Source organism: Methylobacterium bullatum (genome assembly GCF_014845095.1).
GTDB classification, from domain to species: domain Bacteria; phylum Pseudomonadota; class Alphaproteobacteria; order Rhizobiales; family Beijerinckiaceae; genus Methylobacterium; species Methylobacterium bullatum.
This window is the reverse complement of sequence record NZ_NKUG01000014.1, coordinates 20,523-40,335: the sequence shown is the minus strand read 5'-3', so window position 1 is coordinate 40,335 and position 19,813 is coordinate 20,523. Positions and strand designations below refer to the sequence as shown.

General features: G+C 69.0%; 13 protein-coding genes. 4 read left to right on the top strand and 9 right to left on the bottom strand.

All coding sequences use genetic code 11. The annotated features are described in order from the left end of the window. Positions 1-76: 76 nt before the first annotated feature. From MBTS_RS01840 to MBTS_RS01815, 6 genes are all read right to left on the bottom strand, one after another. On the bottom strand, positions 77-1,213 hold the full coding sequence (locus MBTS_RS01840; protein ID WP_192214966.1) for a hypothetical protein: 1,137 nt from the start codon (positions 1,211-1,213) through the stop codon (positions 77-79). A 73-nt stretch (positions 1,214-1,286) separates the two neighbouring features. Continuing rightward, the gene (locus tag MBTS_RS01835) at positions 1,287-1,811 is read right to left on the bottom strand and encodes a SixA phosphatase family protein (protein ID WP_192214965.1); all 525 of its coding nucleotides are present in this window, start codon (positions 1,809-1,811) and stop codon (positions 1,287-1,289) included. Positions 1,812-1,823: 12 nt separating this feature from the next. After that, on the bottom strand, positions 1,824-2,804 hold the full coding sequence (locus MBTS_RS01830) for an aldo/keto reductase (protein ID WP_192214964.1): 981 nt from the start codon (positions 2,802-2,804) through the stop codon (positions 1,824-1,826). 130 nt (positions 2,805-2,934) lie between these two features. Next, positions 2,935-3,786, bottom strand: coding sequence for an AAA family ATPase (locus MBTS_RS01825; protein ID WP_147832624.1), 852 nt, complete (start codon positions 3,784-3,786; stop codon positions 2,935-2,937). Positions 3,787-3,922: 136 nt separating this feature from the next. After that, positions 3,923-4,567, bottom strand: coding sequence for a hypothetical protein (locus tag MBTS_RS01820; protein ID WP_056149950.1), 645 nt, complete (start codon positions 4,565-4,567; stop codon positions 3,923-3,925). Further along, a complete protein-coding gene (locus MBTS_RS01815) occupies positions 4,564-5,766 on the bottom strand; it encodes a hypothetical protein (protein WP_056149954.1) in 1,203 nt (400 codons plus the stop codon). Before MBTS_RS01815 ends, MBTS_RS01820 begins: the two co-directional genes overlap by 4 nt. A 360-nt stretch (positions 5,767-6,126) precedes the next feature. Here MBTS_RS01815 and MBTS_RS01810 point away from each other — a divergent pair, with 360 nt between their 5' ends. Next, positions 6,127-7,980 carry a cation:proton antiporter domain-containing protein gene (locus MBTS_RS01810; protein ID WP_147832625.1) on the top strand — a complete coding sequence of 618 codons (1,854 nt, stop codon included), beginning with the start codon at positions 6,127-6,129 and terminating at the stop codon, positions 7,978-7,980. 260 nt (positions 7,981-8,240) lie between these two features. Here the strand turns inward: MBTS_RS01810 and MBTS_RS01805 are convergent, their stop codons facing one another. Continuing rightward, positions 8,241-8,693, bottom strand: coding sequence for a hypothetical protein (locus MBTS_RS01805; protein WP_056149959.1), 453 nt, complete (start codon positions 8,691-8,693; stop codon positions 8,241-8,243). A gap of 311 nt (positions 8,694-9,004) precedes the next feature. On the opposite strand from MBTS_RS01805, the gene MBTS_RS01800 reads away from it, so the two are divergent. Then, the gene (locus MBTS_RS01800) at positions 9,005-10,180 is read left to right on the top strand and encodes a vWA domain-containing protein (protein ID WP_147832629.1); all 1,176 of its coding nucleotides are present in this window, start codon (positions 9,005-9,007) and stop codon (positions 10,178-10,180) included. Continuing rightward, the gene (locus MBTS_RS01795; RefSeq protein ID WP_147832626.1) at positions 10,177-10,629 is read left to right on the top strand and encodes a bleomycin resistance protein; all 453 of its coding nucleotides are present in this window, start codon (positions 10,177-10,179) and stop codon (positions 10,627-10,629) included. The genes MBTS_RS01800 and MBTS_RS01795 overlap by 4 nt, the downstream gene beginning before the upstream one ends. Here the strand turns inward: MBTS_RS01795 and MBTS_RS01790 are convergent. After that, positions 10,607-10,927, bottom strand: a complete 321-nt coding sequence (locus MBTS_RS01790) for a 2Fe-2S iron-sulfur cluster-binding protein (protein WP_018042218.1) — start codon at positions 10,925-10,927, stop codon at positions 10,607-10,609. The two genes, MBTS_RS01795 and MBTS_RS01790, sit on opposite strands and share 23 nt — an antisense overlap. Before the next feature lie 157 nt (positions 10,928-11,084). Next, positions 11,085-11,411, bottom strand: a complete 327-nt coding sequence (locus MBTS_RS01785) for an Hpt domain-containing protein (protein ID WP_147832627.1) — start codon at positions 11,409-11,411, stop codon at positions 11,085-11,087. Between the two features lie 292 nt (positions 11,412-11,703). Between MBTS_RS01785 and MBTS_RS01780 the strand changes: the two genes are divergently transcribed. Beyond that, positions 11,704-19,764 (top strand): apolipoprotein A-IV repeat region-like domain-containing protein, encoded by an 8,061-nt coding sequence (locus MBTS_RS01780; protein ID WP_192214963.1) that lies wholly within the window; start codon positions 11,704-11,706, stop codon positions 19,762-19,764. Positions 19,765-19,813: the final 49 nt, after the last annotated feature.

Below are 19,813 nucleotides of genomic sequence, written 5' to 3'. Positions count from 1 at the left end.
GCAGGAGGGGGAGGATGGGTGGCGAATGCAGGGGTGAGGTGGCGCGCGTCTCAGGCGAACGCAAGAACCGGACGCGTCATCGCTCCACCGCGCCGGGATCGACTTGGCCGGGATCGACTTCGCCAGGATCGACCTGGGCGGCGGCGAGCCGTGCGATGGCGGCCTCGACCAGATCCGGTCCTGCCCGCAGCACGCCGAGTTCCACCGCCGACATGGCGAGCATCACCGGGGCGAGACGGGGCGAGGGCCGGCCATCCGCATCGAACAACGCCAGATCGTCCTCGACCTTGAGGCCGACGCTGGCGGCGATACGGGCGGCGTAATTGCGGATGCGGACCTCGTCATTGCCGCAGAGGGGCGCCGGTGCCGCCAAATCCTGCAGCCGAAGGCCCGGCATCCCGGCCGCGAGGGCGGGCAAAGCCGCGGATTCTGCTGCGAACCGGTCCGCCAGCCGGGAGGACGGCGATGTCGCCCCGGTCTCGGACGGACTCGCGATGATCGGCGTGATCGCCGGCCTGCCGATCGTCTCGGCCGCCCCCGCGACACGGATGGGCCGGGGCTTCGGCCCACCCGCCATCCTCGCCAGCGGCGACCAGGGCTGGACCCGCAGCGGACCGCCCCGCGCGACCGTGCGGGGCTTGCGCCCGCCTCCCCGCGCATGGCGGGCGAGGTAGCGGGCGCGAACCGTCTTGCCGAGACCGAGCGGCGCGAGGCCGGTGGAGACCTTTCCGCCCGATCCCCCGCCGCTGGAAACAGCGCATTCCGCCGGCGCCCATCGCCGGACGATGGACAGGGCGTTGCGGCGGCCGAATTCGCGGTAATAGCGCCGGAGCAGGGAGGCCGCCGCATCGGCGCCGTCGCCGGCGGTGGCGAACCCGGTATGCCCCTCGGCATCGCTGCCGATCTCGCCCCGCCAGCGGGCGCTCTTGATGCACCAGTAATTGTTAAGCTTGACGCAGCGCGCGACGAAAGCGGGCGGGACCGGCGCATAGCGGGCCACCAGGGCGAGCGAAGCGGGACGCAAGGTCGTCCCCGCCTCCGCGCGCCAGTTCGACACCGCCCTCTCGCTGGCGAGAAAACTCGGGGTCTCGGAGGGAGGGACTACCATCGCCACGGCCGATTCCGCGCGAGCGAGGCCGGACGTCACGGCGTCGAGGCCGATACCCATGCGCGGTATCAGGGATGTCAGGACGAGAAGCGTGGTGACGAACACGGGATCAGCGGTGGCGGGCCATGGCACTGACCAACGGCCCAGCCGGTGATCCGTTCAATCGATCCACATGGCCTCAGGCGGCGTCGTCGCGGTCGAGGCCCTTGGGCGTGACGAACCGTTCGAGCCGGCCCGCGCCGGGACGGAACCCGGTCCAGGCCTCGCCCTCGATATCGATGATGGCGAGCGCCGCGGTCGGGAATTCCACCGAGAGCCGCGCCCTCGCCTCGCGGGGACCGTCGCCCACGAGATCGAGGGAGAGATCCTGCAGGCCGGGATTGTGCCCGATCATGAGCAGGGTCCGGATGTCGGCGGGCGTCGCCCGGATGACCTCGAGCAGCGCGCTGTCCGGTGCTTCGTAGATCGCGTCGACGATCTCGGTTTCGGGATTGCCGAGGGCGGCGGCCATGCCCTCCCAGGTCTGTCGCGTCCTCAAGGACGGAGAGACGACGACCTTCTGGGGGATCAGATCCCGCGCCGCGAGATAGGCCCCCATCTGCGGTGCGGCCTTGAAGCCGCGCGGGTTCAGCGGACGGTCGATATCGCGCACGCCCGGAGAACGGTCGGACTTGGCGTGGCGCAGGAGCATCAGGCGGCGCATGGACGATGACCCTTACTGGAAGCCGACGACGGGGTGCGGCGTGTAGAGCGCTTCGAGGGCGGACATCTCGTCGGCATCGAGCGCGAGGTCGAGGGCCGCCACGGCATCGGTCAGGTGTGTGGGTTTCGACGCCCCGATGATCGGCGCGGTGACGATCGGCTTCTGGATCACCCAGGCCAAAGCCACCTGCGCCCGCGACACGCCGCGCGCTCGCGCGATCTCCGCCACCTTGCCGACGATGGCCCGGTCCGCCTCCTCCGCGGAGGCATAGAGCCGCTTGCCGACCTCGTCGGAATCCTGGCGGGCGCTGCGCTCGTCCCAGTCGCGGGTCAGGCGCCCGCGCGCCAGCGGGCTCCAGGGCAACACACCGATTCCCTGGTCGGCGCAGAGCGGCAGCATCTCGCGCTCCTCCTCGCGGTGGAGGAGGTTGTAATGGTCCTGCATCGTCGCAAACCGGGTCCAGCCATGGAGATCGGCGGTGAACAGGGCCTTGGCGAATTGCCAGGCGTACATGGAGGACGCGCCGATATAGCGGGCCTTGCCGGCCTTCACCACGTCGTGGAGGGCCTCCATCGTCACCTCGATGGGGGTGCCGTAATCCCAGCGATGGATCTGGAAGAGATCGACATGGTCGGTGCCGAGGCGCTTCAGGCTGGCATCGATGGAGGCGAAGATCGCCTTGCGGGAGAGGCCGCCGGCATTGGGCTGGTCCTTGAGCGGATAATAGCACTTCGTCGCGAGCACGACGCTGTCGCGGTCGGCGAAGTCCTTGAGGGCGCGCCCGACGATCTCCTCGCTGGTCCCGTCGGAATAGTAGTTCGCCGTGTCGAAGAAGTTGATGCCGAGCTCGATCGCCTGCCGGATGAGCGGGCGGCTCTCGTCCTCCCGCATGGTCCAGGGATGGGGGCCGCGCTCGGGAATGCCATAGGTCATGCAGCCGAGGCAGAGCGGCGACACGTCGAGGCCGGTGCGGCCGAGCTTCTTCATCTTCATGGGAGCGGTCCGCTTGCAGGATGGGGACACGAGGTCGGGTTTGAATGGCGCCGGCGAGCGCAGCTCGGCCGAAGGTGGTCCTCAGCAGGTTTTAAAACGCAAAACCGGTGACCACCTTTGCTAAGCTTGCTTAGCCGCCCCGCCCCTCCCGCCGCATCATGAAGGCCAGCTTCTCGAACAGGCCGACATCCTGCTCGTTCTTCAGGAGCGCCCCGTGGAGCGGCGGGATCAGCTTGCGGCCATCGCGCTCTCGCAGGGTCTCTGGCGAGACATCCTCCGAGACGAGGAGCTTGAGCCAATCCAGCAATTCCGAGGTGGAGGGCTTCTTCTTCAGACCCGGCACCTCCCGCGTCTCGAGGAAGACCCGTAGGGCCTCCTCCACGAGGCGGTGCTTGATGCCGGGGTAATGCACCTCGACGATGGCCTTCAGCGTCTCGGCGTCGGGGAACTTGATGTAGTGGAAGAAACAGCGGCGCAGGAACGCGTCCGGCAGTTCCTTCTCGTTGTTCGAGGTGATGATGACGATGGGGCGGCGCTCGGCGCGGATCGTCTCGCCGGTCTCGTAGACGTGGAACTCCATCCGGTCGAGTTCGGTCAACAGGTCGTTGGGGAACTCGATATCGGCCTTGTCGATCTCGTCGATGAGGAGAACCGGCCGCTCGGGATGCGTGAACGCCTCCCACAGCTTGCCACGCCGGATGTAGTTGCCGATCTCCGACACGCGCGGATCGCCGAGCTGGCTGTCGCGCAGGCGCGAGACCGCATCGTATTCGTAGAGGCCCTGCTGCGCCTTGGTGGTGGATTTGACGTTCCAGGTGAGGAGCGGCGCGCCGAGCCCCTTGGCGATCTCTTCCGCCAGCACGGTCTTGCCGGTGCCGGGCTCGCCCTTCACCAGGAGCGGCCGTTCCAGCACGATGGCCGCGTTGACGGCGGTGGTGAGATCCGAGGTGGCGACGTAATCGGCGGTACCGGTAAAGCGCATGAGGCGTCGGCTTTCTGTTGCGGCTTCATCCATTGGGAAGCTTCAGCCTCTGCAGAGCAGCCGATGCGCGCTTCCCCGAAGCGGGATGGCGACTGGTGCCCTCCCACTACCGAAATTCGGCTGAAGCGTAGAGCCCTCAGAGCGACTTCCCGTCGCTCCACACGCAGTTCGAGGCCAGGATCGCGAGGTTCACGTCGGATTTCTGCGGTTGCGGCAGAACCTTGCCGTCCATGGCGAGATCGATCTTCATCTCGACCTGGCCCTTGGCCTCGTTGGTCCGGCGGGAGAAGTAGCAATATTGCTGGAAGGGCACTTCCTCGTTGGCGCGGAAGTTCCAGCCGGTGACGATCTGGCCGTCCATGTAGGGGACCTGTTTGAACACCGTGAAGGTGGTGTTCACCGTGGCCTTGGAGGCGGGGGCGGCGTCCTTGCCGAGCTGGGCCTGGGTCGGCGACGGGGAGGAGCGGACGGGTCCGCCTTCGAGCTTCAGGACGTTGTCGGTGAGCGTCACCTCACCCTTGGTCTTCAAGGTCACGTCGGACAGCGCGGCCTGCATGGCGGCGGCGATCTTCTCGGCGGCCGAGTCGAACTGGTTCATGTAGGCGTAGCCGTAGGACGCCGCGCCGATGCCGATGCCGGCGAGCGCCGCGAAGGCTCCCGCCCCGATGGCCCGGAACAGGAAGGCCCGGGCGGCGGTGATCCGCGTCTCGGCCCGGAGGCGGCCATTGACGCTCTGGGCGAGAACCACGTTCTCCGGCGTCCCCGATGCGTGGATGCTCATGCGCCGGCTCCCGCGCTGGCCACGGGCGGTAAGTTGGCACTGGGCGCGGTCCGGCGATCCAGCGGGATCACCTCACCCGTCGGCGTCACGTCACGCACGGGCTTGGGCGGCGTAAGGCCCATCTCCTGGCGAATGGAATCGGTGATCGAGTCGAGCATGTAGGGCGTCGCCTCGAGATTTACGGCGGCGCCGAGATCGTCTTCGTCCATGAAGGTCTTGCGCACCGAGACCGCGCAGAGCGCCAGGATCGTCGAGGCGAAGGCGGCGCAGAGGGCCGGAACGAACACGAAGATGCGCAGGAAGGCGTGGACCTGCGCGTCGGTCACATCGATCGGGTCGACGCCGTAGACCATGGCGGTGAAGGAGTGGAGCTGCGAGCGGTTCACCGAATTGCGGTAGGCCTGCTCGGCATCGGCGACCTTGCGCTCGGCCATGCCGCGGTCGAGTTCGGCGCGCGCCTTGCGCGCTTCCTCGAGGGATTTCGTCACCACCGCCCGGTCGGCGCCGGCCTTGCCGACACTGGCATTCAGGGTGGCGGTGCGCGGATCGGTGACGCATTTCAGGTTGGAATAGCGCTGGCCCTTGCTGTTGGTGCCCGAGACGCGCTCACATCGCTGGGCGGGCAAGGCCGAAAGCTGGCTCGCGTTCTCGGCGGCGCGCTTCTCGATCTGGTCGAGTTCCGTGGTGTACTGGGCGACGCGGGCATCGGCGGCGGCGATGCGGTTGTCGATGGTCGAGCGGTCGGCCTGCGCGTCCTTGAGGGCGGTCTTGGCCTTGGCCGCATCCATCAGGCGGGGGTGGAACATCATCTCGCCGAGCTGCGACACCGATTTTGTGGTGACGCCTGCGGCGAAGATGATGCCGACGATGGCCAGCGCCCGGATGAAGTAGGAGCGCTGCGTGCGGGCCAGAATGCCCAGCGGCACGCGGCAGAGTTCCACCGCCGCGTAGACCAGCGGCGCGAGGAGCATGAAGTAGAAGGCCTTGTCGTCCCCGTCGCTGTAGACCCCGGCGAACAGCCAGGCGCCCCAAAGGGACGCGCCGATGACCATGAACTCGACGAGATACGCGATCCCGACATAGCCCCACTTGATCCGGTACCCCTTCTCGAGATGGCGCTCGTGCGTCCAGCGCTCGGACTCACGGATCCAGTCACGTCGTTCGCGCTGAACATCCCGGTTGGGCGGCGACTTTCGCATGAGGCACTCGTGTCTTCAAAAAACGCGACGAACGACGCAACAAACCGTGAGGTAGGCTGGGACTTAACCGATCGTTAAGTTCCGCCCTATGCGGCCATTGTGCCGTTTTTGCGCCATTCCGTATCGCAGCGCAAAACCCCGTCCGCGCCAGCGCGTCCCGCATGCATGGCTGAGTACGGCGAAGGATCAAATCCGCATGGGCCGGCAAAAAGCCGGTTGCCCAGGCGGCACATGGGCTTGCATGCTCTCATCGCTGCCGGCGACCCGATGGATTCCCGCGGCCGGAGTTCCCTGTGCAGAACTTCGGCTGCCCCGTCTCGGCCAGCGTCGCGCACCACCCTCGGGAGTTTGCCCAGCTCGATGACGGACGTTCACGCCGGATCCTACAAGGAAGCGATCATCTTTCTCGTCACCGCAGGCGTGGTGGTGCCGCTGTTCCACCGGCTGCGCATCAGTCCGGTTCTGGGCTTCATCGGAGCGGGCGCGATCCTTGGGCCGTTCGGCCTGGGGCGGTTGGCCGACACGGTGCCATGGGTCTCGATCTTCACCATCGGCAACCGGTCCGAGATCGCGCATCTGGCCGAATTCGGCGTGATCTTCCTGATGTTCATGATCGGCGTCGAGCTGTCATGGGAGCGTCTCCGCACCCTGCGCCGCCTCGTCTTCGGGCTCGGTTCGGCGCAGGTGCTCGCCTCCTCCCTCGTCATCGGCATCATCCTCTTCGCCCTCGAAGTGCCGTTGGCCGCCTCCGTCATCGTCGGCCTGGCGCTCGCCCTGTCCTCCACCGCCGTGGTCCTGCCGGTCCTGGCCGAACAGAAGCGCCTGAACACGCCCGCGGGCCGCGCCAGCTTCGCCGTGCTGCTGTTCCAGGATCTCGCCGTGGCGCCGATGCTGTTCGCCATCGCGGTGCTCGGCCGCAGCGACGGGGCGGATGTCGGCGGCGCACTCGCCCTGGCGCTCGGACAGGCGGCCATCGCCCTCGTGCTCATCGTGGTGGCGGGCCGCCTCGCCTTGCGGCCCCTGTTCCAGCTCGTGGCCCGGACGCGTTCGCCGGAACTGTTCATGGCCGCCTGCCTCCTCGTCATCGTGGCGACCGCCCTGACGGCGGCGGCGAGCGGCCTCTCGATGACACTCGGCGCCTTCGTCGCGGGCCTGCTCCTGGCGGAGACGGAGTATCGCCGGGCGATCGAGGCGACGATCGATCCGTTCAAGGGCCTGCTGCTCGGGGTCTTCTTCGTGTCGGTAGGCATGAACCTCGACCCGGCCCAGCTGATGGCGGCGCCGAAGACCATCCTCGGCCTGTCCATCGGGCTGATCCTGATCAAGGGCGCGGTGATCCTCGTGGCGGCCCGGTTCCTGCGCATCCCGCGCGGCGTCGCGCTCGAAGCCGCACTCCTCCTCGGCCCCGGCGGCGAATTCGCCTTCGTCCTCATCGGCGGCGCCATCGCGGGCGGGCTCGTGCCGGATGGCCTCGGCCAGGCGGCGCTGATCGTCACCACGGTGACGATGATCGCGATTCCGGGGCTGGCGAGCCTGGCCCGGCGCCTCGGCAAGCGGATGTCCCGCTCCAATCTCGGCCGCGCCCGCGCCGAGCCGGTGCCGGACAAGCAGCAGAACCGCGTCATCATCGCCGGCTACGGCCGGGTCGGACGTCAGGTCGGGGAGATGCTGGCCCGCCACAAGATCCCGTATCTCGCCCTCGATGCGGACGCGGCCCGCGTCTCCGAGCACCGCCGCCTCGGCAACCCGGTCTATTTCGGCGATTCCTCCAACCCGGAACTGCTGCGCCGCTGCGACATCGCCAATGCCCGCGCCCTCGTCGTTACCCTGGACAATCCCCGGGCCGTTGAGGCCGTCGTGGAGGCGGCGCGCGCGGAGCGCCGCGACATCACCATCGTCGCCCGCGCCCGCGACGCCCGCCACGCCACGGCGCTCTACGAGATGGGCGTCGACGACGCCGTACCCGAGACCATCGAAGCGTCCCTGCAGCTCTCGGAAGCCGTGCTGGTCGATGTGGGCGTCCCCATGGGCCTCGTCATCGCCTCGATCCACGAGCGGCGCGACGAGTACCGCGCCATGCTCAAGCGCAAGGAAACCGAGGTGAGGCCGGCCTTCCGTGCACGCCGCACCGTGGGCAAGAATGTCGACGCGGGCAAGGCGACGGAAGCTCGGGAGACACCTGCCAAAGACGAGCAGCCCGCGAAGAGCGCCTGATCGATCCGGCGTTGTGTCTTATTCCGGACAGAGCGGCGCAGCAACAATGTCGGGGAAGTGGATAACTCGGGAGAGAGCCTGAATTCAGGCACATCGACCAACGAATGCTATTGCGAGTACCGGAGCGCGGTATAATTTCGGGGTGTCGATCGTCTCAAGACGCCGGCATGAAGCCGCGATGATCTTGAAAACATAGATTTGGCCGGACGGTGCTGACCGACCGATCACGGATCGAGACGGATCACGATGAGCGGAAGAAGTTAGAACAGGCGGCCCTGGCCGCGTTCGGGCATGGTGGGGGTCGGTTTGTCCCCCGGCGATGCGGGCGCGGGATCGACGGTCTTGGTACGGGCGGGCGCACGGGCCTTCGGCTCCGATCCCGGCGCGAAGCTGCAGCGGTAGATGATCTCGTCGGGCGGCCCCACGCCGGTATTGAGCGGGACGGCCAGGGTGTCGCCGGAATAGCGCCAGTTCCGCGTGCCCTTGTCCCAATAGAGCCAGACCGTCGTCGGATGGCCCTTGATGGCGAAGACCGCCGCCTTCTTCGAGATCGCCTGGACGGTGCGCGGCTCGTACATGCCCTTCTGGCGATAGGCTTCCTGAAACGAGGCCGGCTGGCGCTCGATGAAGGTGTTCCGCACGATCTGAATCGTCGCGCCCGGCTTCGCCAGAAACCGCTTGAAATCACTCAAGGAGCGCAAGACGAGCGCCATGACGTCCACCCTTACTCTGCCAAATACCCCGGCCCTGACTTGGCGTTCACTCTGTCTCCCAGCTGTTTGATTTCAATGACAATGTTGAAGGTGCGAAGAACACAGTAGGCGGTGATATCAACAGAAAACCGGACTTATACCCAGCTTCGTCGGCGCCGGAGAGGGAAAGTGGCGCCCATGTCTCACTGAATTCAGGATTATTTCCGTTATCCGGCTCACGAGTCCGGCGTCGTCGACCGACCCTTCCGGTGGGCATGACCGGTGCGCGGACACCCTTGACCCGGACGCCCGGTTCGCGCGTTCTCTGCCCCATGCTGCTTCACTTCTTCACGGCCCTGCGCGACGCCAAGATCCCCGTCACGCTGCGGGAACATCTCACGCTGCTCGAGGCCCTGGACCGCGATCTGGCGGGCAAGCGCGTCGAGGAGTTCTATCTCCTCGCCCGCACCGCCCTGGTGAAGGACGAGCGCCATCTCGACCGGTTCGACCGGGTGTTCGGCACCGTGTTCCAGGGAATCGAGACCCTCGGCGAGGCGGCGGAGCCGACGGCGATCCCCGAGGAATGGCTGCGCAAGCTCGCCGAGAAGTACCTCACCGACGCCGAGAAGGACGAGTTGAAGGCGCTCGGGTGGGACAAGCTGTTCGAGACGCTGAAGCAACGGCTCGCCGAGCAGAAGGAACGCCACCAGGGCGGCAACAAGTGGATCGGCACCGGCGGCACCTCACCTTTCGGCGCCTATGGCTACAACCCCGAAGGCATCCGCATCGGCCAGGACGGCAACCGGAACTTTCGCGCGGTGAAGGTCTGGGACAAGCGCGAGTTCAGGGATCTCGACGACGGCGTCGAACTCGGCACCCGCAACATGCGGGTCGCCCTCCGGCGCCTGCGCCGTTTCGCCCGCACGGGCGCCGCCGACGAACTCGATCTCGACGGCACGATCCGCGAGACCGCCAGCAAGGGCTATCTCGACGTGAAGCTGCGCCCGGAGCGTCGCAACGCCGTGAAGGTCCTGCTCTTCCTCGATGTCGGCGGGTCGATGGACTGGCACGTGGCGCTCGCCGAGGAGCTTTTTTCGGCAGCGCGTGCCGAGTTCAAGTATGTGGAGCATTTCTACTTCCACAATTGCCCCTATGAACGCGTCTGGAAAGAGAACCGCCGGCGCCACGACGAGGCGATCCCGCTCCTCGACGTGCTGCGCACCTACCCGCCCGATTACCGTGCCGTCTTCGTCGGAGACGCCTCCATGAGCCCCTACGAGATCGCCATGCAGGGCGGCTCGGTGGAGCATTGGAACGAGGAGCCGGGACAGGTCTGGCTGGAACGGGTGCTCGAACGGTTTCCGAAATCGGTCTGGCTCAACCCGGTCCCCGCCGAGCACTGGGCCTATACCCAGTCGATCGGCATGATCCGCAGAATCGTCTCGGACAGGATGTTTCCGCTCAACATCGAGGGGATCGACGGGGCCATGCGGGCGCTGGTGAGATGACCGGCGACAGGCTGCCCGAGGGCGGGTTCAGCCCCCTCGTTCCGGAACTCGACGTCCACGACTTGGCCGCCAGCCTCGCCTTCTGGTGCGGGACGCTCGGATTTACGGTCGCCTATTCCCGACCGGAGAACGGCTTCGCCTATCTCGAGAGGGGCGGAGCGCAGGTGATGCTCAATGTCGCCAACGGGAACTGGCGGACGGGCCGGCTCGAACCGCCGCTCGGCCGCGGGATCAACCTTCAGATCGCGGTCGATGCCGTCGATCCGATCCTGGCGGCCCTCGATTCCGCGTCCTGGCCCCTGTTCCGGCCCGCGCACGAGGCCTGGTACCGGGTCGGGGAGATGGAAGTCGGCGTCAGGCAATTCCTGGTTCAGGACCCCGACGGGTATCTGCTGCGCTTCGCCGAGAGTCTCGGCCGACGCCCGCTCAGCCCTGGCGAGCCGGCGTGATGACCGTCAGGCCGTCGAGTTCCGGCTTGATCCGGATCTGGCAGCACAGGCGGGACGTCGCACGCACGTCGGACGCGAAATCGAGCATGTCCTGCTCCATCGGTTCGGCCGGTCCCACGGCATCGACCCACTCGGCATCCACATAGACGTGGCAGGTGGCGCAGGCGCAGGCGCCGCCGCATTCGGCGTCGATCCCCGGTACGTTGTTGCGGATCGCCGCTTCCATGACGGTCGATCCTACGTCGGCTTCCACGGTCCTGGCCGTTCCAGCATGGTCGACGTAGGTGATCTTAGGCATCGAAGACTCCAGGCTCGTACAACGCGTCTGCGGCCGGTTGTGCGGCGCGACTGCCTTGAAGGCGCGGCCCGGTGAATGCAAGCGGCACCGGCCTCATCGCCTCACATTCCTGCGCTTACGCCGCAGACGCCGACCCGTTCCGTCCCTGCGGCCGAGATCAGGCGGGTGCGTCGATTTCCGACAGGGTCGCCTCTACCGCATCGGCCAGCGCGCCATAGGCCGGGTCCGGAACGCCGCCCCCCCGCCTCAGGCCATCCTCGATGACGGCGCTGAGTTCGGCGACCCGCGCGGCGCCGACCCCGAGGGCGGAGCCCTTCAACGTGTGGGCGAGGTCGGCGCGGTGGTGGTCGTCGAGGCGCGGATCGGTGATCCCGGGCAGCAGCCGGCGGCATTGGCCGGAAAAGAGCACGAGCAGTTCCAGGGCGAGGTCGACGTCGCCGAAAGTCTGCTCGGCGAGGTAGGCACGATCGATCAGACTGGTCACCCGTCGCCTCGCCTTAACCCAACCGGGCGTTCGAGCGCCCCTCCACCAGTCTATCCACAGGAGCGTCCGAGATCGTTCGCTTCCGTTTAAGCCTTGCGGCATCATGCATAAAGCCGACGGAATGAAACCGGCCACACGCTTGGTAACCATTCCGTTAAGGTTTTTTGGACGGTTCGACCCACTCGGGTATCCGGGTCTCGCGCCGAGGTCTAAAGTTCCTTGGTAAATTGGTAAAAATGTCGTCGATCACCGGATGCGGCCGGTCTCGACGACCTGCGTAACGAGGCGTTGGATGGCCACGGAAAAGAAGCTCAAGGACCCGGCCGAGGCGGCTCTTTCCGCCATCGAGCAGGCCCTCAACCTGGACTTCCCCTCGACGCAGGCGACGGAACCGCGCGTCGAACCGCGGCTTCCCGATGTGGGCGACAACGATCCCCTGAGCGACCCCAGCGGGCGCCTCGCACCCCCGCGCCTCGATCTCGACCAGCCCCTGGCCTCCGACCTGCCGCCGCCGGACCGCAACCGGCCGCGCCGGGAGGGTGGCCTGCTGCCGCCGGACCGCTCCATGGTCGCCAACGACGACCGCCAGAACATCGGCATCCTGCAGCAGACCCTGCGCGTGCGGCCGTCCGGCACGCCCTACATCGTCGCCGCCATCGTCTCCGCTCTCTGGTTCGCCGCCCTCCTCGCGCTGGCCTGGAACCAGTCGGGGGGCGAGCTGAAGAGCTTCATCGCCGGGATGACGGCGCTTCAGGCCGCCGTCGGCGCCACAGCCATCGTCGGCCCCATCGTCCTGTTCGCGATCATGGCGATGCTCGCCGTCCGCGCCCAGGAGATGCGTCTCGTGGCCCGCGCCGTCGGCGAAGTGGCGATCCGCCTCGCCGAGCCCGAGAACTTCTCCACCGATGCCGTCCTCACCATGTCGCAGACGGTCCGGCGCGAGGTGGCGGCCGTGGGCGACGGCGTCGAGCGCGCGCTGGCCCGTGCCGGCGAACTGGAGACCCTGGTGCGCGGCGAGATCGCCACCCTGGAACGCGCCTATTCCGACAACGAGATCCGCATCCGCTCCCTCGTCGACGAGCTCGTCGCCCAGCGTGAATCCATCGTCGCCAATGCCGAGCGCGTTCGCGGCGCGATCACCGGATCGCACCAGAACCTGACGCAGGAGCTCGACGGAGCGGCCGAGCGCATCGTCGCCGCCGTCACCGGCGCCGGCGAACGGGTGACCGGCGCCCTCGACGCCCGCGGCGAGGCCATCACCTCGGCCCTCGGCAACCGCGGCGACGCCATCACGGCAGCCCTCGGAGAAGCCGGCGACCGCGTGGTCGGGCTCGTCACCGACCGTGGCGACGATCTCGTCCAGCGCCTCGCCAGCACCAGCGAAGGCGTGCGCAGCAGCCTCACCGAAGTCGGCAACACCCTGACGCAGTCCCTGGAGAGCCGGGCGGCGGACGTCACTCTCGCCTTCGAGCGCACCGGCGGCATGCTCACCGCGACGCTCGCCGACAATGCCGGCCAGGTCGCCCGCACGCTGGCCCAGACCGGCATGGAGGTGATCGAGAGCCTGAACCGCCAGGGCAGCGAAGTCCGCCAGACCTTCGAGGCCTCTGCGCGCGGGCTCGAGAACACGTTCCTCGCCCGTGGCACCGAACTCACCACGAACTTCTCCCATACCGGCGGCGAGATCACCGCCCGGTTCGCCGAGACCGGCACGGCGCTGCGCGAGCATTTCGCCGCCACGGGGGCCACGCTCACCGATGACATCGCCGCGCGCGGCGCCGCCCTGCGCGCCGAGATCGAGGCCGCCGGCAGCGGCGTGTCCGAGGCGATCGAGATCCGCACCCGCGAAGCCCAGGCGGGCCTGGCCCAGGCCTCCGAAGGGATCGTCGAGACCTTCGCCGCACGGACCGGCGCCCTGCGCGACGACCTCGTCCGCTCCATCGAGACCGCCGGCAACGGCATCCACGATCGCGCCGGTCATCTGGCCGAGCGCATCGATACGGTGGCCACCCGCCTGCACGAGACCCTCACCGTCCAGGGCGGTTCGCTCGAGACCAACCTCGCCTCCGCCGGGGAGCGGATGGGAGACCTCGTCACCCAGCGCGCCGAGGAAGCCGCGCGGGCCATGGATGCGGCGCTCGCCGCCCTCGGCACCCATTTCGAGACCCGGGCCATGGGCACGGTGGAGAACCTCCGGGGCACCGTGGCGGGCCTCAACGGCGAGATCGACGCCCGGTCGGCCGAGGCCGCGACCGCTCTGCGCAACAGCGCCGAGGATACGGCCTCCGTCGTCAACACCAGCATCCGCCGCCTCAACAAGGCCGGCGAGCAGGTCGGCGGCCTCGTGACCCAGCGCGTCGAGGACGCGACCCTCACCCTGACGGGCGCCTTCGGGGTTCTCGGCAGCACCTTCGATTCCCAGTCGGGCAGCGCGATCGAGAGCCTGCGTGCCGTCCTCGACACCCTGGCTGCCGAGATCGGCTCGCGCACCAGCGAGGCCGCCGACATCTTCCGCCGCAGCGCGGAAGAGACCACCGTGGCCCTCGGCGCCAGCACGGCGGAGGCCGCCCAGGCCCTGAGGCGCTCCTCGGCGAGCGCCACCGGCGAACTCGAGGCACGGACCGTGGAGGCGGTGCAGATCTTCGAGCGGCGCCTGTCCGCCACCTCCGCCGAACTCGCCGCCCGCACGCAGGAAGCCGCGCAGCTCCTGCAGCAGGCCGCCAGCGGTCTCAGCGGTGAAGTGGGAGGACGCGCGCAGGACGCGATGGAGGCCCTGCGCCGCACCCTCACCGAGATCGACGAGACCCTGCTCCACCGCGCCAACGAGGCGACGGGCTCCATCGCCCGCGCGGCCGAGAATGTCGGCGGCGAACTCGCCGCCCGGATCAAGGATGTCGAGGCCTCCTTCGGCACGCATAGCCGTGGCCTCACCGACCTCATCGCCACCCATGCCGAAGAGGCGCATGGCCAGCTCGCCAATACCGGCCGCGAGATCGTGCTGGCGGTGACCGCCCAGAGCGCCCGCGTGAGCGACGCCCTCGCCCAGAGCGGCGCCACCTTCGCCGACACCACGGAAAGCCGGGCGAAGGCCATCGACACCGTGCTCAACGACCGCCTCGCGGCCCTGCAGGAGACCATCGCCCGCGGCGACATCCTGGCCGACCGCATCGCCCGCGACACCTCCGCCCTCAGCGAGACCGTCACCGGCCAGCTGCAGGAGATGGACCGCGTCATCACGGTGCAGGGCAAGGCGGTGGCCGACACCATCGCCGAGCGCACCCGCGAAGCGCGTGAGACCGTGGAGAGCCAGCTCGGCGCCCTCGAGGAGCGCTCGGTGAAGCGCTCCGCCGAGATCGGCGAGACCTTCACCCACTTGGTGAGCCAGATCGACGGTCAGCTCGGCTCCCGCGCCACCGCCCTCAACGAAGCCCTGATCCTGCGCACCGGCGAGATGGCGCGCATCATGGTCGAAGGCAGCCGCGACCTCGTCCAGACCCTCGATGCCCGCGCCGACGGCATGGCGCAGGACATCGCCGCCCGCAGCCTGGCCCTGGGCGATACCCTCGGCAGCCGCTCCACCGAGATCGCCGCGCGCTTCGAGCAGCAGGCGACCGACCTGTCACGCCGCATCGAAGAGGGCGTCGGCCGCTTCGACACCAGCGTCGTCGGGCGTCTCGACGCCATCGCCGCCGCGCTGGAGGAGCGCAGCCGCCTGATCGACGAGACCTTCGGCTCCCAGGCTTTCGAGGCGATCCGCCTCATCGAGAGCCGCACCCGCGCGGTGGACGAGGATCTCGCCAACCGGACCCGCGAACTCGTCGAGATGATCGAGAGCCGGACGGGCCATGCCAACGAGGCCCTGGCCGGACAGGCGGAGGCGATCCGCTCGTCCTTCTCGCACCGCGCGGAAGCCTTGGCCGCCCTCATTGACGAGCGCACGGCCGCCATGGGCCAGGAGCTCGACGAGAAGGGACGCGTCGTGTTCGGCGCCCTCGGCACCCGCATCACCGAACTGGCACAGCTGTTCGATCGCGGCGGCTCTTCCCTGGCGGAGCTTCTGGAACAGCGCGGCGACACCATCATCGCCCGCCTGCGCGACGTCGTCGCCGATGCCGACCGGCTGCTCAGCGAGGGCGAAGGCCGCCTCGGCTCCACCCTGCAGACGCGGACCACCGATATCGGCAGCCTGCTCGACGAGGGCGTGCGCACCGTGCACCAGCTCCTGGACAACCGGACCAACGAGATCCGGACCATGCTGGACGATCACTCGCAGGTTCTCACCAGCAGCCTCGACGACCGGTTGGCCCCCCTGCACGATTCGCTCGGCCAGCACGGCCGGACCTTCGTCGACACGATCGAGGCCAGCCTCGGCGGTGCCGCTGGCGCGGTGGAAGCCCGCACCCGCGACCTCGTCGCGCTGTTCGACCAGCGCATCGGAGCCCTGGACGAACTCGTGGACGGTCGCGGCGCCCGGATCGCGGAATCGGTGGAAGCCCGCACCCAAGGGCTGCGGACCCTGTTCGACGACGTCCTCACCGCCCTCGACGGCCTGGTGGACAGCCGCGCCGAAGCGCTCACCGACCGGGTGGATGCGCGCACTCATGCCCTGAGCGCCCTGTTCGACGACCGCCTGCGCGCGATCGATCATCTCATCGAGAACCGTGCGGCCGAACTCGTCCGCACCATCGACACCAAGGGCACCGCCCTGACCCAGACCGTCGACGACCGCACCCAGGCCATGGGCGCGCTGTTCGACGACCGGATGCAGGCCCTAGACACCCTCGTGGCGGACCGTTCGGCCGACTTCGTCCGGACCCTCGATACCAAGGGCTCCGTCCTGACCCACTCGGTCGATGCGGGCACGGCCATGATGAGCACGCTGTTCGACGAGCGCCTGCGCGCCCTCGATCAGCTGGTCGAGAGCCGGACGGCGGACCTCATCCACACGGTGGACGAGCGCGGCGGCAACCTCACCCGGAATCTCGACGACCGCACCGGTTCGCTCCGCGCGCTCTTCGACGAGCGCTTCCATGAGCTCGCCGCCCTCGTGGAGGCCCGGACGGCGGAGTTCGCCCATACCGTGGACGACCGTGGCGGCAGCCTGACCCGGTCCCTCGACGACCGCACCGGTTCGCTCCGCGCGCTCTTCGACGAGCGCCTGCATGAGCTCAACACCCTCGTGGAGACCCGGACGGCGGAGTTCGCCCGGACCATGGAGATGCAGGGCAGCGCCCTGTACCGGTCCGTCGACGAGCGCACGGAATCCATGGGTGCGCTGTTCGACGAGCGCCTGCGCGCCCTCGACCACCTCGTGGACAACCGCGCGGCCGAGTTCGCCCGCACCATCGACGGCCACGGCACGTCGTTGACCCGGGCCGTCGAGGCCGGCGCCCAGTCCATCGGGACCGTCTTCGACGAACGCCTGCGCGCCCTCGACCTTCTCGTGGACAACCGCTCGGCCGACCTCACTCACAGCATCGACAACCGCGGCGCATCGCTGGGCCAGGCCGTGGAGGCCGGAGCCCAGTCGATCGGCAGCATGTTCGACGAGCGCCTGCGCGCCCTCGCCGACCTGGTGGACAACCGGACGGCCCAGGTCACGCACGCCATCGACGGCCGCGGCGCGTCGCTGAGCCGGGCCGTCGAGGCCGGCGCCGAGGCGATCGGCAGCGTGTTCGACCAGCGCCTGCGCGCCCTCGCCGACCTCGTCGACGGGCGGACGACGGAGTTCACCCGCACCGTGGACGACCAGGGCCTGTCGCTGACCCAGTCGGTGGATACCCGTACGCAGGCCATCGCGGCCCTGTTCGACGAGTGCCTGCGCGCCCTCGAGCGGCTGGTGGACGACCGGACCACGGCCTTCGCCCGGACCATCGACAATCAGGGCACGGCCCTGACCCAGGCGGTGGATGCCCGGAGCGAAGCCTTCACGAACCGGATCGACAGCCGGATGAAGGTCTTCGCCGCCCTCGTGGCATCGCGCGGCGATGCCCTCGCCAGCGCCTTCGACGACCGCCAGGACGCCTATGCGGCCCTGGTGGACGAGCACAGCGCCACGATGCTCGCCGCCTTCGACGAGCGCGTGGACCGTCACGCCGCCCTCGCCCAGGCCCATGCCGACGCGCTCGCCACGGCTCTGGACCAGCGCAACGAGGCCGTCGCCGCCCTCATCGACGGTCGCAACCAGGACATGATCGCCGGCTTCGACCGCCGCTCGACGGCCCTGGCCTCGCTGATCGAGGCTCGCGGGCAATCGCTGGCCCGCCGCCTCGCCGAGAGCGCGGAGACCATCACCCGCGCCATCGAGGAGCGGGGAGGATCGATCGTGGAGACCATCGACGGTCGCGGAAACCATATGGTCGAGGCGATGGCGACCCATTCCGAACGCCTCCGCGAGATCGTCGAAGGCCCGGCCTCCCGGCTGGTCGCCTCCCTGGGCGAGCGCAGCCAGGAGATCGCGCGCATCCTCGACGAGAGCGGAACGCCCCTCGCCGAGACCCTGCGCGAGCGGGTCCGTGACCTCGCCGAACAGTCCGACGCGTCGAGGAACGCGCTGCTCGCGGCCATCGACGGCGGCGCCTCCCGCGCCCTGGCGAGCCTCAACGAGGCCAACGACCGGCTCCGCAGTGAGCTCGGCGGCGTCCTGAACCGGGTCGAGGGGGCGAACTCGGCCCTGCGCGAGCTCATCACCGATGCCGGCGAGAATCTCGGCGCCATCGAGCAGGGCCTCTCGGGCCGGGTCGAGCAGGTGCAGGCGACGCTCTCCGCGATTGGAAGCGAGACCGAGCGCGCCAGCCGGAGCGTGGCCGAACAGGTCGATCAGCTGAAGGCGGTCGCCGAGGGCGCCCTGCGCGATGCGGCCGACCTCGCCGCCTCGCTCGATGCCCGCGGAACCTCGCTCACCGAGATCTCCCGCGCCCATTCCGGCACGCTCACCAGCGCGGCGGGCTCGCTCGAAACTGTCGAGACGCGCCTGATCGATCTCCTCACCAGCCGCGACAAGGCGGTGGAGGACGTGCTGACGCGCATCGAGGCACGGTCCGGCGCCCTGGAGGAGCAGACCGCGCGCTTCGACGCGCTGATGGCCGAGACCCTTCGCTCCGCCGAGGAACGGGCGCGCGGCATCGCCGGCAGCCTGTCCGAGGCGGCGCAGAGCGCGGGCGCCAGCGTGACCGGGGCCTTCGAAGGCCTTCGCAAGGACGCCGGCAGCGAGGGCGAGCGGACCGCCACCGCCGTCCGCGCGGCGATCTCCGGCGCGTCCGAGCAGATGATGACGGTGTTCGAGGGCGCGGCCAGTCGCTTCGGCGACTCGGTGGCGGGGATGCGCGAGATGGCGGCCGAGATCCGCCGCGAACTCGAGGCGACGCGGGCGGACCTGCAGCGCGGCGTTCTGGAAATCCCCCGCGAGACCCAGGATGCCACCAGCGAGATGCGTCGGGTCGTGACCGACCAGATCAAGGCGCTGAACGAACTGTCCTCCCTGGTCTCGCGTTCGCGCCGCAGCGTCGACGTGACCGAGGCGGCAGCCCCCGCCCCGCGCAAGGCGGAGGTCCAGCCGGCCAAGCAGCAGGACGTGCAGGTCTCGGAGGCCGCGCCTCCCAAGCCGAAGCAGAATGCGGCCAACCCGGTCGCGGCATCGGCGAGCGCCAAGCCGTCCGAGCCCAAGGCCCGCGACGACAAGCCGACCGATCCGCGCCCGACCCAGCAGATGACCATCGTCTCCGCGCCGGCGGCAGCCGGCCGGGCCAGCAACCAGGCCGCCCTGCGGCCCGGCGAGGCCGCGCGCGGCGCCGTCCCGGCGGCCCGCGACGGTCGCGACAATCGCGGCTGGCTCTCGGATCTCCTGACCCGCGCCTCCCTCGACGACGACACGGACGGGTCCGATCCGGCGAACGCCTCCCCGGCGCCCGCCGGTCAGCCCAAAGCCGCCAAATCCGGAGCCGCGAAGGCGGAGCCGGCCAAGGGAGCGGCCGGTGCCGAGCCGAACAAGGCCGCCGTCGAGCGGAGCCGCACCGCCCTGGAGACGCTCTCCACCGACATCGCCAAGATGATCGAGCATCAGACGGCGGTGGAATTGTGGGAGCGCTACCGCCGCGGTGAGCCGAACCTGTTCGACCGCCGCCTCTACACGGCCCAGGGCCGGCAGACCTTCGAGGAGATCCGGAGGCGCTACGCGGCCGATGCCGAGTTCCGCCGGACGGTGGACCGCTATGTCGGCGAGTTCGAGCGGCTGCTCGGCGAGGTCTCGAAGAACGACCGCGACTCGCGCCGCGCCGATGCCTACCTCACCTCCGAGACGGGCAAGGTCTACACGATGCTCGCCCATGCGAGCGGCCGCTTCGAAGGGGCCTGACATCCTCGGCGACGGGGCGGCATCGCCGCTCCGTCGCCAGGCCATAGCC

Bases quoted from the DNA above. Each gene is read 5' to 3' on its own strand.
- MBTS_RS01835 (WP_192214965.1), bottom strand. From the start codon at position 1,811: ATGCGCCGCCTGATGCTCCTGCGCCACGCCAAGTCCGACCGTTCTCCG.
- MBTS_RS01830 (WP_192214964.1), bottom strand. From the start codon at position 2,804: ATGAAGATGAAGAAGCTCGGCCGCACCGGCCTCGACGTGTCGCCGCTC.
- MBTS_RS01825 (WP_147832624.1), bottom strand. From the start codon at position 3,786: ATGCGCTTTACCGGTACCGCCGATTACGTCGCCACCTCGGATCTCACC.
- MBTS_RS01820 (WP_056149950.1), bottom strand. From the start codon at position 4,567: ATGAGCATCCACGCATCGGGGACGCCGGAGAACGTGGTTCTCGCCCAG.
- MBTS_RS01815 (WP_056149954.1), bottom strand. From the start codon at position 5,766: ATGCGAAAGTCGCCGCCCAACCGGGATGTTCAGCGCGAACGACGTGAC.
- MBTS_RS01810 (WP_147832625.1), top strand. From the start codon at position 6,127: ATGACGGACGTTCACGCCGGATCCTACAAGGAAGCGATCATCTTTCTC.
- MBTS_RS01805 (WP_056149959.1), bottom strand. From the start codon at position 8,693: ATGGCGCTCGTCTTGCGCTCCTTGAGTGATTTCAAGCGGTTTCTGGCG.
- MBTS_RS01800 (WP_147832629.1), top strand. From the start codon at position 9,005: ATGCTGCTTCACTTCTTCACGGCCCTGCGCGACGCCAAGATCCCCGTC.
- MBTS_RS01795 (WP_147832626.1), top strand. From the start codon at position 10,177: ATGACCGGCGACAGGCTGCCCGAGGGCGGGTTCAGCCCCCTCGTTCCG.
- MBTS_RS01790 (WP_018042218.1), bottom strand. From the start codon at position 10,927: ATGCCTAAGATCACCTACGTCGACCATGCTGGAACGGCCAGGACCGTG.
- MBTS_RS01780 (WP_192214963.1), top strand. From the start codon at position 11,704: ATGGCCACGGAAAAGAAGCTCAAGGACCCGGCCGAGGCGGCTCTTTCC.